Origin of the sequence: Qipengyuania pelagi (assembly GCF_009827295.1) — a bacterium.
Taxonomy (GTDB): Bacteria; Pseudomonadota; Alphaproteobacteria; order Sphingomonadales; family Sphingomonadaceae; genus Qipengyuania; species Qipengyuania pelagi.
On the sequence record NZ_WTYD01000001.1, the window covers coordinates 2,038,588 to 2,051,354 of the forward strand.

Annotated in this window: 12 protein-coding genes and 1 tRNA gene; 6 read left to right on the forward strand and 7 right to left on the reverse strand. The window is 65.2% G+C overall.

Annotated features, from left to right (window positions below; genetic code table 11):
- Positions 1-5: 5 nt before the first annotated feature.
- Complete coding sequence (locus tag GRI47_RS15270; RefSeq protein ID WP_160661086.1) at positions 6-1,247, forward strand: O-antigen ligase family protein; 1,242 nt, start codon at positions 6-8, stop codon at positions 1,245-1,247.
- 18 nt (positions 1,248-1,265) lie between these two features.
- On the opposite strand, the gene GRI47_RS09975 is transcribed toward GRI47_RS15270, so the two are convergent.
- Positions 1,266-3,386, reverse strand: coding sequence for an alpha/beta hydrolase family protein (locus GRI47_RS09975; protein ID WP_160661087.1), 2,121 nt, complete (start codon positions 3,384-3,386; stop codon positions 1,266-1,268).
- 292 nt (positions 3,387-3,678) lie between these two features.
- Positions 3,679-3,754, reverse strand: a tRNA-Trp gene (locus GRI47_RS09980).
- Between the two features lie 107 nt (positions 3,755-3,861).
- On the opposite strand from GRI47_RS09980, the gene aat reads away from it, so the two are divergent.
- The gene (aat, locus tag GRI47_RS09985; protein ID WP_202387230.1) at positions 3,862-4,623 is read left to right on the forward strand and encodes a leucyl/phenylalanyl-tRNA--protein transferase; all 762 of its coding nucleotides are present in this window, start codon (positions 3,862-3,864) and stop codon (positions 4,621-4,623) included.
- On the opposite strand, the gene GRI47_RS09990 is transcribed toward aat, so the two are convergent.
- The 4 genes from GRI47_RS09990 to GRI47_RS10005 all read right to left on the reverse strand — a co-directional run bounded on the left by GRI47_RS09990 (position 4,506) and on the right by GRI47_RS10005 (position 6,762).
- Positions 4,506-5,081, reverse strand: a complete 576-nt coding sequence (locus GRI47_RS09990; protein ID WP_202387231.1) for a DUF2155 domain-containing protein — start codon at positions 5,079-5,081, stop codon at positions 4,506-4,508. The two genes, aat and GRI47_RS09990, sit on opposite strands and share 118 nt — an antisense overlap.
- Before the next feature lie 3 nt (positions 5,082-5,084).
- On the reverse strand, positions 5,085-5,480 hold the full coding sequence (locus tag GRI47_RS09995; RefSeq protein WP_160661088.1) for an NADH:ubiquinone oxidoreductase subunit NDUFA12: 396 nt from the start codon (positions 5,478-5,480) through the stop codon (positions 5,085-5,087).
- A 143-nt stretch (positions 5,481-5,623) separates the two neighbouring features.
- Positions 5,624-6,136, reverse strand: a complete 513-nt coding sequence (locus GRI47_RS10000; RefSeq protein WP_160661089.1) for a DUF192 domain-containing protein — start codon at positions 6,134-6,136, stop codon at positions 5,624-5,626.
- Positions 6,133-6,762: a regulatory protein RecX gene (locus tag GRI47_RS10005; protein ID WP_160661090.1), complete on the reverse strand. Its 630-nt coding sequence runs from the start codon at positions 6,760-6,762 to the stop codon at positions 6,133-6,135. The genes GRI47_RS10000 and GRI47_RS10005 overlap by 4 nt, the downstream gene beginning before the upstream one ends.
- A gap of 129 nt (positions 6,763-6,891) precedes the next feature.
- On the opposite strand from GRI47_RS10005, the gene GRI47_RS10010 reads away from it, so the two are divergent.
- The gene (locus GRI47_RS10010; RefSeq protein ID WP_160661091.1) at positions 6,892-8,652 is read left to right on the forward strand and encodes a fatty acyl-AMP ligase; all 1,761 of its coding nucleotides are present in this window, start codon (positions 6,892-6,894) and stop codon (positions 8,650-8,652) included.
- Positions 8,653-8,661: 9 nt separating this feature from the next.
- On the opposite strand, the gene GRI47_RS10015 is transcribed toward GRI47_RS10010, so the two are convergent.
- On the reverse strand, positions 8,662-10,239 hold the full coding sequence (locus GRI47_RS10015; protein ID WP_160661092.1) for a DUF389 domain-containing protein: 1,578 nt from the start codon (positions 10,237-10,239) through the stop codon (positions 8,662-8,664).
- A gap of 171 nt (positions 10,240-10,410) precedes the next feature.
- Here GRI47_RS10015 and GRI47_RS10020 point away from each other — a divergent pair, with 171 nt between their 5' ends.
- From GRI47_RS10020 to GRI47_RS10030, 3 genes are read left to right on the forward strand one after another with little or no spacing between them, the layout of a single operon-like run.
- Positions 10,411-11,646, forward strand: coding sequence for a toxic anion resistance protein (locus tag GRI47_RS10020; protein ID WP_419956997.1), 1,236 nt, complete (start codon positions 10,411-10,413; stop codon positions 11,644-11,646).
- 10 nt (positions 11,647-11,656) lie between these two features.
- Positions 11,657-12,415 (forward strand): MFS transporter, encoded by a 759-nt coding sequence (locus tag GRI47_RS10025; protein WP_160661093.1) that lies wholly within the window; start codon positions 11,657-11,659, stop codon positions 12,413-12,415.
- Positions 12,415-12,714, forward strand: coding sequence for a polyhydroxyalkanoic acid system family protein (locus tag GRI47_RS10030; RefSeq protein ID WP_160661094.1), 300 nt, complete (start codon positions 12,415-12,417; stop codon positions 12,712-12,714). The genes GRI47_RS10025 and GRI47_RS10030 overlap by 1 nt, the downstream gene beginning before the upstream one ends.
- Positions 12,715-12,767: the final 53 nt, after the last annotated feature.

The following is a 12,767-nucleotide window of genomic DNA, read 5'->3' on the forward strand; positions in this document are numbered from 1 at the left end:
TTGGCGTGAACCAGGTTGCAGCAAGATATGGAAGGGCCCGACCCGCCGGGCGCGATCTGCGGATCGAGAGCGCGATCGACATCGCCATGGTGTGCGCGGTTCTGTTCGCTATCCTCTTCAATATCTGGATCGGACCGCTGACGCCTTTGATCCTGACCGGCGTCACGGCTGTCTACTGCGTGATCCGGCGTGAGCGATTGCCAGCCCTCCTGCTCGACACGTGGCCGCTGCTGCTCCTCCCTGCTCTCGCGATCGCCTCGGTCCTGTGGTCGATCAACGGGGGAGAGTCGATGAAGGCAGGTCTCCTCTATCTGCTGACGGTCCTCGTCGCCCTGATCCTGGGGTCGGGGGTCCGGCGCATCGATCTTCTAAAAGCGGTGTTCTTCTCGTTTCTGATCTTCACCATCCTGTCGTGGATCTACGGCTATTCCCAGATCGGCCAGCGCGCCTTCCAGGGGCTCCTCGCGTCGAAGAACGCGATGGGCGAGCTGAGCGGGGGCCTCGTCCTGGCGGCGATCTGCCTCTTTTCCGACGCGGTCTCGCGCCGAAAATGGCTGCTTGGGATCACATGCCTCCTGGGCCTCGCGCTCGGCGCCGTGAGCCTGTGGCTGGCGGAAGCGACGACGGCGACGATCGCCACCGGAACCGCGTCCCTTTGCGCGATCGTCTGGCTCACGACCCTGCGGCTCGACGCCCAGTCGCGAACCTTCCTGTTCCTGTTCGCGATCATCTTCAGCGCCATCGTGTTCGGCATATTCTACTCTTTCCAGGACGTCATTTTCGATTACGTCCTGGGCGCCAGCGGAAAGGATACCACGCTTACCGGCCGAACGGATATCTGGCGCGTCGCCGATGGCCTGATAGCGGAGCGACCATGGCTCGGCATCGGCTACAACACGTTCTGGCATCCCGGCAATCTCGAAGCCGAGGCCTTGTGGAGGCAGTTCGGAATCGGAAACCGCAGCGGGTTCAATTTCCACAACACCTATCGCGAGATCACGGTCCATCTGGGCTATGTGGGCTTCGCGCTGTTCCTGGCCGTATCCGTCATCGGCACGCTCGGCCTGTTTCTGGGAACGATGCGCAAGCCCAGCATCCCGCTCGTTTTCCTGAGCGCGCTCATGATAAGTTCGGCGATCAAACTGCCCTTCGAAAGCTTCGGCTTCGGGGCCATGCAGCTGTTCGGCATCCTGACCTTCGCAGCGATCTCGGCAGGCTACACGACCTTCAAACTGCGCAGTAGCTGAGCGGTCGGGCGCGATGGCCTAGCGTTGCCAGCCCTGCTTGTACCGCTCGAACCAGGCGAGGATCGCCGCCGCCTTGGCGGCACTGTGCGATGGACGCGCCGCGATGCTCCCATGGCTCGCGCCGGGCACCTTGACCAGGGCGGTCGGCACGCCGCGCAGGCGCAGCGCGGTGTAATACTGCTCGGATTCGCTGACCGGGGTGCGATAATCCTCGCTTCCCACCACGACCAGCGTGGGCGTTTCCACATTGCCGACCAGCGAGAGCGGCGAGCGCGACCAGTAGAGATCGGGATCTTCCCACGGCTGCGCGCCCAGCCAATAAGTGCCGAAGAAGGCCGCGCCATCGGCGGTGAGCACCTGGGTCGCCCAATTGATGACCGGCTTCTGAGTCGCCGCAGCCTTGAACCGGTCAGTCTTGCCGACGATCCAGCTGGTCAGCACGCCGCCACCCGATCCGCCAGTCACGAACAGGGCGTCGGGGTCCGCGATACCCTCGGCGATCGCCGCGTCGACGATGCTGATGAGGTCAAAATAGTCGTTGCCCGGATAGGTCTTGTCGATGGCGTTCGCAAAAGCCTCGCCATAGCTCGTCGAGCCGCGCGGATTGGGCGAGAGCACGGCATAGCCCGCTGCGGCATACAGCTGGTTGTCGGTCGCGAAATGCGGGCCGTAGGCGGCAAAGGGCCCGCCGTGGATTTCCAGTATCAAGGGCACGCGCTGCCCCTCGACATAGCCGGGTGGGAGAGTCAGCCAACCTTCGATCGTCATCCCGTCATGGCTGGACGCGGTCGTGATCTTGCGCACCTCGCCCATCACCTTCGCCTCACGCAGGGAGCGGTTGAGATCGGTCAGGATACGCGTGTCGCCGCCGCGCGTGAAGCGCAGTTCGGCGGGGCGCGTCGGCGGCCCGCCGGTCGACGCGATCGCGTCATTGTCCGAAACCGAGAAGCTCCCCCCGGTATAGGGCCGGTCGAGCCCGCCGCCGGAAAGCCCCTCAACGACATCGCGGACCGATCCGTCGAGCGCGATGCGCGCCACGCGGGTCTCCCCCGCGATATCGTATTGGGCATAGATGGCGCGGCCATCGGAAGCCCATTCGATGCCCGTGGGGCTGAAGTCCCAATCCCCGGTCAGCAGGCGCCGGTTCGATCCATCGCGATCCATCACGTAGAGATCGTCGTTCTCGTAAGCGCGCAGTGCATCGTCGAAGCCGAGATAGGCGATTCTGCGCCCATCGGGCGAAACGCGGGGGCTGTGATCGGGGCCGTCGCGGCTGGTCAACTGCGTGACGCGCCCGCTCATGACGTCGAGGGCGTGAATTTCGCCCTCTAGGGGATCGGTCTGCCAATCATCGTTGCGGTTCGCGCCGAAATAGATCGTGCGGCCATCGGGCGACCATGACAGGGGTCCCCCATCGTGATTCGGCCCGAAAGTGAGCTGGCGCGGCGCGCCGCCGGTCGCGGGTATGACGAAGATCTTCTCGAAGCCCGGCTTGAGATAGCCTGCCCCGTCCGCGCGGTAGGTGAGAAGGTCGTAGATTTCGAGCGGCTCGGCCCATTCGGCGCCTTCGGGCCGGTTCATGGGCGCGGAGCCGAGCTTGGGCGCATCGTCCTCGACCAGCATCGTATAGGCGATCGAGCGTCCGTCCGGGGACCACGCCATGCTCGACGGGGCTGTCGGCAGGCCGGTCAGCCGCACCGCCTCGCCCGCGTCCATGAAGCGCACCCATAATTGCGCACTGCCTCCGCTGGTAGAGACATAGGCCAGGCGATCCCCCTTCGGCGACCAGCTGGGCGAAAACGCATTCCCGTCCTGTCCGGCGAGCGGCGTTTCCTCGCCGGTTCGCGTATCGACCAGCCAGATCGCGCTGCGGGTGCTGTCGCTCATCACGTCATTGGAGCGGCGCACATAGGCGATCCGCGAACCATCCGGGCTGATCTGCGGATCGGAGGCTATCGCGAGATCGAACAGATCCGCACCGGTGAAGCGCCGTTCGGGGCCCTCGCGCACGGTGCCGGTGGCGGATGCGGCTTGCGGTGCCTCGGTCTGCGACTCCGGCGGCACGGCATCCTGGGCGGCGAGGCCTGTCGGCAGGAAGGCAAGCGCAGTCGATCCCGCGAGAATAGCCAGCAGCTTCATGTCATGGTCCCTTTCGCAAGCCCCGTCATCGTCGCACGGTGCGGCATCGGCGCGGCTCGTGTCAATCGCTCCCATCCCGGCGCATAAGGCGCCGCGAGGAACCATTTACCCCCTGCACACCATACCGGGCTTTGCCTGCGGGGGATTGCTCCAGGAGATTGCCCGATCACCGGTTCATTGTGAGGACGAGATCAACCGAGCACGGTTTAGAACGGGCTGGCTTACCGAGAGCGTATCACTGACGGCGGCTAATCGTTTCGGCGTCTGCGCTTGCTGGCAAACGCCGAGAAAATGGCAGGGGTGACAGGATTCGAACCCGTGGCCCTCGGTTTTGGAGACCGATGCTCTACCAGCTGAGCTACACCCCTGCAGCCGGTCGCGCCACCTACCCGGCGCGGGTCAGCTTGGCAAGCGCGTCCTTCGCGATATGCTTTTGTCTGGGTTCCCATGCCGTTGCAGTGCTAGGGCAGCGTAGATGCCAGGATCGCCGCCCTCCCCTTCCGTGATCCCGGCCGAACTTCTGCTGACCGCCTACCGCGCCGGCCTGTTTCCGATGGCCGATCACCGGGACGATCCCGAGGTGTTCTGGGTGGAGCCGCGCGAACGGGCGATTTTCCCGCTCAATGAATTCCACGTTTCCAAGAGCTTGCGCAAGACCATCCGCCAGGATCGATTCCGGGTCACCTGCGACAGGGATTTCGCCGCCACGATCGCCGCCTGCGCCGAACCGCGCGAAGCCTTCGCCGAAAGCTGGATCAGCCACCGCATCGAAGCGAGCTATCGCGCGCTCCACCGTGCGGGCCACGCGCACAGTTTCGAATGCTGGCAGGCCGACGAGTCCGGAAACGAGCGCCTCGTCGGCGGGCTCTACGGAGTCGCCTTCGACCGGGTTTTTTGCGGGGAGAGCATGTTCAGCCGCGTGCAGGATGCGAGCAAGGTGGCGCTCGCCTGGCTGGTCGCCTGCATGAAAAGCGCCGGGTTCCGCGTGCTCGATTGCCAGTTCATGACCGACCATCTCGCCTCCATGGGGGCAAGGGCCATCCCGCAGGCGCGCTATCTCGACCTGGTGCAGGGTGCCGCCGGGCAGCCCGAAGCGAGCCTGCCGGAAGCCTGGGCGCGCTATGCGGTGGGGGCGGGCTCCGCAGCCTCTTCGAGCGCGTCAGGCGCATCCGCCGCGTCGGACCCGCCGCCGCCTTCGGGGAAGCTCATCGCGCAGTCCTTCACGAAGACGTCGTAGACCGGGTGTTCGACCACGTTGAGGCTGGGCGAATTCTTGAACAGCCAGCCTGAAAAGATGCGGCGGAACTGGTTCTCGCCGCTGCGATCGGCGACCAGAACCTGAACGAAAGCGCCGGTTTCCTGCGGCAATTCCCACGGCGCGGTCTTTTCGCACGAGCGCAGCCGCACGATGACATCGCCAACCCGGCGCGAATCGCCCGGCGCCATTTCCAGCTCCTGCGACACGTTGTTGCGCTTGTTGAGCAGCCCGATCGTCGCCACCCGTTCAGCAAGGGGCGTTCCGATCTGCGCCGCGTCGCTGGCCACTTGCGGCGGCGGCGGCGCCGTATCGGCGACGCTTTCGGGAATTTCGGTGCGGACCGCGGCAGGCTCGGGCGGGTCTTCGCCGCACGCAGTGAGGCCAAGCCCCATCGTCAGCGCCAGCAGGGCGGAGTGCAGGACGCGCGACCCGCCCATGGCTCAGGCGTCCGGCGTCCAGGCTTCGTAATCGCCCGCCGCACGCGCCCGCTGGCCGCCCCGCTCCAGGGCGCCAGCCGGGCGATAGGCCGTCACAGTGCCGGTGGCGTTGGGGGTATAATCGGCTTCCCAGATGCGCGACGGCGGCAGATTGCTTTCGGGCACGTCGTCGAACGCGCCGTGCAGCCAGCCATGCCATTCGGCAGGGACGCGGCTGGCGTCGTTGGCGCCTTCGTAAATCACCCAACGGCGTTCGCGCTGACCCTTCTTGGGCTTGGAACGGAAATAGCGATTGCCCTGCGCATCACTGCCCACCTGTTCGCCGTTGCGCCAGCTCCAGAACAGCGTGCCGAGCGTGGCGCCGTTCCACCAGGTGAAGATCTTGCCGAGGAAGTTCATGGCGCGCGGTTAGCCGTTTTTGTTATGGGCCTCAAGCGTCGGCGCGCGCCTTCGCGCGCTTGGCTACGCGGCATTGGCCGCGGCGCGCGGTCGCGCTTGCGGCACCGTCGGCGCCGATTGGGTCGAGGGCAATGCGACGCGTCCTACCATTCGACCTGATCGCCCGCTTCGATCCCCAGCTCCTCGGCCCGCCCGCCGTTCAATTCCAGCACGGCGCTCGCCACGCCCGCAGAGACGACCGAATCGAGCGAATAGGGAGTCGTCATCGCGGCGATGTTGAGAATGCGACCGTCAGTGCCGATGAAGATGATGTCGAGCGGCAGCGGCGTGTTCTTCATCCAGAAGCTGCGCGCCTGGGGCGGATCGCTGGGGAAGATCATGCCTTCATCCGGCCCCAGCTCGGTGCGGAACATCAGCCCGCGATTCTGCGCTTCGGGCGAGGCGGCGACCTCGGCCCGGAAGCGGTGGACCCCGTCATCCGAGCGCACCGTCACCGGGATCACTTCGAGCCCGGAGACCGGATGTGTCGATGATTGCATCGCCGCCTGCATCGTCTTCGCGCTCGCTTCGGCCTGCGGCTGCGCCTGGGGCGAGCAGGCGACGAGAGGCAGCGCGGCGAAACAGGATAGGGCAAAACACAGCGGAGCGCGGATCATGTCGGAAATTCCTCTTCCCGGGCCTCGTCGACCCATTCGTCCAGAGATGCGGGATCGCTCGCGTCGATAACCTTGCGGGCATGGTCGAAATCATGGCCCGCGCGGATCAACGCCGCAAGCTGCTTTTCGCGCTGTTTCGCCCAATCCTCGCTCGCACGGGTTTCCGATCGGGCGCCCTCCCTCGAGAACGGGCCGAACCGTCGCTTGCGGGCGAGCGCGACCACGGCCTCGCGCCGCGCGAATTCATCGGGCGCGAAGCGCGCGCGCAGGCCTTCGCCGATGCCTGCCGCATGCAATTGCTGTTCGACCCGGCGGGCGCCATATCCCCGGTTCAGAAGCCCCGCGCTCTTGGCCCGCGCATAGCCCTCGTCGTCGACATAGCCCTTCTCGACATAGCTCGTCACGAGTGCGTCGATATCGGGCTCGGGCGCATCCTCGACCCAGCCGCGCTCGCGCAGCTTGCGGCGCAGATAGGCCCGCAATTTTCCCGCGCTGGTCGCGAAACGGGCGACATAGGCGAGCGCCATTTCCTGAAGACGCGTCTCGTCGAGCGGGCGAACCTTGCGTTCACGCCGCCTGCCGCGATGGCCGGCCTCTCGTCTCTGGGAGTCGCTATCCGGTCGCATTTGCCATATTGATGCCACAGTCCTTATCAAAGGGGAAAGTTTATCGCAGGACGCATTCGGGAGACATGCGGGCCTGCTTTCTCAAGGGATGCCGCAAGGCCCTGTATTTTCACGGATATCTGCAAGCCTATGAGTGACGACGCCCAGACGCCGACGCCTATGCCGACGCCGAACGATTGCGATCTGCCCCGCCGCCGATCCGATTTCGCGACCTTTGCCGAGGCGATCGACTATGCCGCGAGGAGCGAAAAGGGACTCAATTTCCACGATATGCGCGGCACGCTGGAACGGGTCTATCCCTATAGCGAAATGCGCGCGGACGCGATGAAGGCCGCGCGCCAATTCGCGGCGATGGGGATCGCGAAGGGCGACCGCGTGGCCCTCGTCGCGGAAACCGGCGCGGAATTCGCCGCCCTGTTCTGCGGCTGTATCTATGCGGGTGCCTGGCCGGTTCCCCTACCCCTGCCGACCGGCTTCGGCGGCAAGGAGGGGTATATCGAGCAATTGTCGGTGCAGCTCGACAGCAGCGACCCAAAGATCCTGATCTATCCGGCGGAAATCGCCGAAATGGCGGGCGCGGCGGCGGAGCGGCAGGGATGCGAAGGGCAAAGCTGGGAAGATTTCAGTGAGCGCCCCGATCCCGAAACCGACCTGCCCGAAGCGGACCCGCAGGATATCTGCTACCTCCAATATTCCTCGGGCTCGACGCGCTTCCCCACCGGGGTCGCGGTCACCCACGAAGCGCTGCTGCACAATCTCTATGGCCATGCGAGCGGCGTGAATCTGGGCGAGAACGACCGGGTGGTCAGCTGGCTGCCCTGGTATCACGACATGGGCCTCGTCGGCTGTTTCCTGTCGCCGATCGCCAACCAGGCGTCGGTCGATTACATCAGGACCGAACATTTCGCGCGGCGTCCCCTCGCCTGGCTCGACCTGATCAGCCGCAACCAAGGCAACACGCTCAGCTATTCGCCGACCTTCGGTTACGACATCTGCGCGCGCCGCATCTCGAGCCAGTCCAATGTCGCCGAGCGGCTGGACCTGTCGCGCTGGCGCACGGCGGGCAATGGCGCGGACATGATCCGGCCCGACGTGATGCAGAATTTCGTCAACGCCTTTGCCGGGGCGGGTTTCCGGGCGAGTGCCTTCACGCCGAGCTACGGCCTCGCCGAAGCGACCTTGGCCGTCACGGTGATGCCGCCGGGCGAGGGGATCCGCGTCGAGCTGGTCGAGGAAGAGCGCCTGTCGGGCCGTCCGCGCGATCTTTCGCGCCCCGCCCGCTATCGCGCCATCGTCAATTGCGGGCGCCCGCTGCCAGGGATGGAAGTCGAAATTCGCGGGGAGGACGATAACCCGCGCGGCGATCACCAGATCGGCAAGGTCTGGTGCCGGGGCAAGAGCGTGATGCATTCCTATTTCCGCAACGAGGAAGCGACCGATGATTGCCTCGTCGCCAATGCGGACGGCGAAGTCTGGCTCGACACCGGCGACATGGGCTACATGGCCGATGGGTATCTGTTCATCGTCGGACGCGCGAAGGACATGATCATCATCAACGGCAAGAACCACTGGCCGCAGGATATCGAATGGGCGGTGGAACAGCTGCCGGGCTTCAATCACGGCGATATCGCCGCCTTCTCGGTCGAGACCGACAATGGCGAGGAAGCGCCCGCCGTGCTGGTCCATTGCCGCGTGTCGGAGCCTGAAGAGCGGATCAAGCTGCGCAATCAGATCGCGGACAAGGTTCGCGGCGTCACGGGAATGAACTGCGTCGTCGAACTGGTCCCGCCGCGCAGCCTGCCGCGCACCAGTTCGGGCAAGTTGAGCCGCGCCAAGGCGAAGAAGCTGTATCTGTCGGGCGAGATCCAGCCGCTGGACCTCGCCGCCTGATCTCCTGGGTCAGGAGGGCGGCGCCGCGTCGTCCTCAAGCTCGTCTGCCCAACCGGCCTGCATGACCGGCCCGCCGACCACCGGGACCGAGGCAATTCCCGCCTCTTCGAGCAATTGCGCCGCGATGGCGCGGGTCTCGCTCGATCCCCCGGTCAGGCTGACCGGCTGCCCCCTGCGCGAAGCGGCCCAGGCCACGAGATTGAGCGCATCGCGTCCGGCGGCGGTCAGGTCCTGCCCGTCGAAGGGGATCGTCGGAAGCGCGAGCAGAGGCGGCTCGATCCTGACCGTCCAGTCCGGCGATGCGTCCTGGATACGCGTCTCGAGCGCGCGATAGGTCGCCATTCCCGCGCCGGGAATGCGGGCCGCGCGAACGACGGCGCGGCGCGCCTCCGCATCCACCGTGACCTCGCCCGGATCGACCCCGGCGATCAGTGCCATGCGCTCGGCAAGCGAGCGACTTTCCTCGCTCAGCGCGCGCTGGCTGTCCTCGCGCGCGCGCAACAGCTCGATCGCTTCCGCCTCGGCCCCCGTGCCCACCCGGAACTGGGTGAGCGTCAGATCGATCGGACGATGCAATCGCGAGGCCAGCGCCGCCTCGCTGTCCTGCTCGGCGGAGGATCGTGGATTGGGCGTCAGCACCGTGGCGGAGACCGTCACCGGGTCGGCATCGAGGTCGAACTCGATATGGCTCAACCGCGCGTCGCTGCCCGCCTCGTCGAGCACCGTGGTGCGGATGATGCGCGCGGCATTCGTCTCCCACACGATCTGCCTGAGCGAGAAGAACAGCGGGACCGCGAGCCCCACGAAAACCGCAATGATCAGCGCCGTCTGCCACCGCGTCTGCTTTTCCGACAGGCGGGCGCTGAACCCGTAGATCCGCGCCATGATCGTGGCGACGAGGGCGATCGTCATCAGATTGGTGACGTAAAGCAGCAGCGCGCCCGAAAAGACCGTCCAATTGGCAGTCGCCAGGCCGAACCCGACCACGCCCAGAGGCGGCATCAATGCGGTGGCGATGGCGACGCCGACGATGGTGCCCTCGCGCCCCCGGATCATGGAATAGGCACCCGCGAGAGCCGAAAAGACCGCCACGGCGAGGTCGAACAGGTTCGGCTGGGTCCGCGCGGCGATTTCGGGCGTCACGGTCTGCAGGGGCGAGACGAACACGATCAGTGCGGTCAGCGCCACGCCAAGCACCGTGCCCGCCGCCAGCGCCACCGCCGATCCGCGCAGCCAGCTATAGTCACCGATCGCCAGCGCAAAGCCCGCGCCGATGATCGGGCCCATCAGCGGCGCGATCAGCATGGCGCCGATCACCACGGCAGGCGAGGACAGCAGTAGGCCCAGGATCGCGATCCCCGCCGACATCGCCAGCATGAACAGGTAACGCGGCGAGGTGTAGGCCTCTTCGCGTCGCTTCTCGATCACCGCTTCCTGATCGACCGTCTCCAGCACCGCGACCCGCCACCACCGGCGCCAGGTCTCCAGCCGCGTGTTGACGACCCGATCCATCCAGCCCGACGGCGTCGGATCGCTGTCGGACGGTTTGGCATCGCTTGCGTTCGTCGAGTTCGGCGCGCTGGCCATCGATGCTCCATCTTGCCTTGGACCGGAACGATCCCATAGATTGCAAAAGAGATTAGCTGCAAGGTGATAGGCGGCGGGGAGACCGCAGCCGATCGGCTTCGATGGGCCGTTTTATTTGCATAACACACTTGCAGCCGCCATAATGGGGTAAAGGACGAATTCATGGCTGATATGCTCAAGACAGAAACCGCGACCGGAAGCGCCGCCAGCCCGGTCGCGACGAAAACGGAACCCGCTTTCGATCTGACCCCGCCCGATCCGGTCCCCCAGGTCGCGCCGGAAAAGGCCGCCGGGCTCGTTCCCGTCAGCGACGAAGTGAAATCGAAGCTGGAAACCAAGGTTGACGGCTTCGTCAGTGACCTGATCGCCTCGGATGCCAATTCGCCCGAATTCGGCAAGAAGGTGGACCAGCTCACCAATATGGGCCGCAAAGAAATCATGGCGGCGGCGGGCATGTCCAACCGCTTCCTCGACCGGCCCGTGCGCGCGATGGACAAGGACGAGGGCGTCGGCGCCAACCTCGCCGAACTGCGCCGCGTGGTCGAGGACCTCGATCCCGGCAAACGTGGCAAATTGTCGGGCACGCGCAAGATCCTCGGCATCATCCCGTTCGGCAACAAACTGACCAATTATTTCCGCAGCTATCAGAGCGCGCAGACCCACATCCAGTCGATCCTCTCCAACCTCGCCAGCGGCAAGGACGAGCTGATCATGGACAATGCCGCGATCGACGTGGAGCGGCAGAAATTGTGGGAGGCGATGGGCAATCTCGAACAGATGATCCACATCTCCAAGACGCTGGACGAAAAGCTGGAGGAGAAGGCCGCCGAACTCGACGCGACCGATCCGGCCAAGGCCAAGGCGGTGCGCGAGACCGCGCTGTTCTACGTCCGCCAGCGCACGCAGGACCTGCTGACGCAGATGGCGGTGAGCGTGCAGGGCTATCTCGCGCTCGACCTCGTCAAGAAGAACAATGTCGAGCTGGTAAAGGGCGTCGATCGCGCCAGCACCACCACAGTCGGCGCGCTGCGCACGGCGGTGACCGTGGCCGAGGCGATGACCAATCAGCGCCTCGTCCTCGGTCAGATCACCGCGCTCAACGAAACGACGGCGGGGATCATCGACAGCACCTCGACCATGCTGCGCGAGCAGACGGGCAAGATCCACGAACAGGCTGCCGCCAGCACGATCCCCCTGGAAACGCTCCAGCGCGCCTTCCAGAACATCTACGACACTATGGACGAGGTCGACCAGTTCAAGCTGCGCGCGCTCGATTCGATGAAGCAGACCGTTACCGTGCTTTCGAGCGAGGTGGAAAAGTCGAAGGGCTATATCGCCCGCGCCGAAGGCCAGAACCAGGCTCAGCGCCAGGTCGCCGAGAGCGGCCTGTTGAGCATCGAAGGCTGAGGGCGCGAACGTGAACGACCTCACCCGCGATAGCGAGCGCATCCTGTCCGAAGGCAAGGCGCTGGTGCGCGACAACCGCGAAGGCGGTCGCCACCGCCGCGCGCCCTCCATCGGGCAGGGCTCAGCCAAGGTGAAACGCGATCACCTGATGAAGAAGGTGCGCAATCTCGTGATCGCGGTGGCCACCATCTGGGTGGGTGCAGGAATTGCCGGAGCGATCTTCAGCGGCATCGGCTTTTGGGGTGTAATGGCTGTCGTCGTCGCGACGGCCATCGCAACCGCCATCTTCTCCAGTTATCCGAAGATCAAGACGCCCAAGCGCGCCGACATCAACAAAGGCAATGTCCAGCAGATGGTCAGCCGCACCGAGTTGTGGCTCGAAGCGCAGCGGCCCGCGCTGCCCCCGCCGGCGGCCAAGATCGTCAGCGATATGGGTGTGCAGCTCGATGCACTCGGCCTGCAACTGGACGGTCTCGACCAGAACCACCCCAAGGCGCGCGAAGTGCGCAGCCTGGTGGGCGAGCAATTGCCCGAGATGATCGACAGCTATCGCAGGATTCCCGCCAATCTGCGCACCGAGAAGCGCGCGGGCGCCACGCCCGACGAGCAGTTGACCGACAGCCTTGCGAAGATCAGCGGCGAGATCGATTCGATCACCCGCCAGCTCGCCGAGGGTTCGCTTGACGATCTGGCGATCAAACACCGCTATCTCGACTACAAATTCGGCGAAGGGGCCGAGACCAGTCCGCAGTTGGAGAACAAGAGCTGATGCGCGTGCCCATCGCCCACACCCTCCCCAAGGAAGAAGTGCGCCGCCGCCTGCGCGAACGCAGCCACGAAATCGCGAATTTCATTCCCGGCGGCATGGCCGATGTCACCACCGGCTGGCCCAATGAGGACCGGATGGACCTTTCCGTCCGCGCCATGGGTCAGGGGATCGACGGGCGGGTCCTGATCGAGGACGCGCAGGTCGTTTTCGAGGTCGATCTGCCCCCGGCCCTGTCTTTCGTCGAGCCGATGATTGCGGGCGCGATCCGCGACAAGGGACAGAAACTGCTGACACCGTAACAGCAAGTCAGGCTTTCCCCGCTAAATTTCCGTTTTCTCGGAACTAATTGGCT

Bases quoted from the DNA above. Each gene is read 5' to 3' on its own strand.
- GRI47_RS09975 (WP_160661087.1), bottom strand. From the start codon at position 3,386: ATGAAGCTGCTGGCTATTCTCGCGGGATCGACTGCGCTTGCCTTCCTG.
- aat (WP_202387230.1), top strand. From the start codon at position 3,862: ATGCCAGGATCGCCGCCCTCCCCTTCCGTGATCCCGGCCGAACTTCTG.
- GRI47_RS09990 (WP_202387231.1), bottom strand. From the start codon at position 5,081: ATGGGCGGGTCGCGCGTCCTGCACTCCGCCCTGCTGGCGCTGACGATG.
- GRI47_RS09995 (WP_160661088.1), bottom strand. From the start codon at position 5,480: ATGAACTTCCTCGGCAAGATCTTCACCTGGTGGAACGGCGCCACGCTC.
- GRI47_RS10000 (WP_160661089.1), bottom strand. From the start codon at position 6,136: ATGATCCGCGCTCCGCTGTGTTTTGCCCTATCCTGTTTCGCCGCGCTG.
- GRI47_RS10005 (WP_160661090.1), bottom strand. From the start codon at position 6,762: ATGCGACCGGATAGCGACTCCCAGAGACGAGAGGCCGGCCATCGCGGC.
- GRI47_RS10010 (WP_160661091.1), top strand. From the start codon at position 6,892: ATGAGTGACGACGCCCAGACGCCGACGCCTATGCCGACGCCGAACGAT.
- GRI47_RS10015 (WP_160661092.1), bottom strand. From the start codon at position 10,239: ATGGCCAGCGCGCCGAACTCGACGAACGCAAGCGATGCCAAACCGTCC.
- GRI47_RS10020 (WP_419956997.1), top strand. From the start codon at position 10,411: ATGCTCAAGACAGAAACCGCGACCGGAAGCGCCGCCAGCCCGGTCGCG.
- GRI47_RS10030 (WP_160661094.1), top strand. From the start codon at position 12,415: ATGCGCGTGCCCATCGCCCACACCCTCCCCAAGGAAGAAGTGCGCCGC.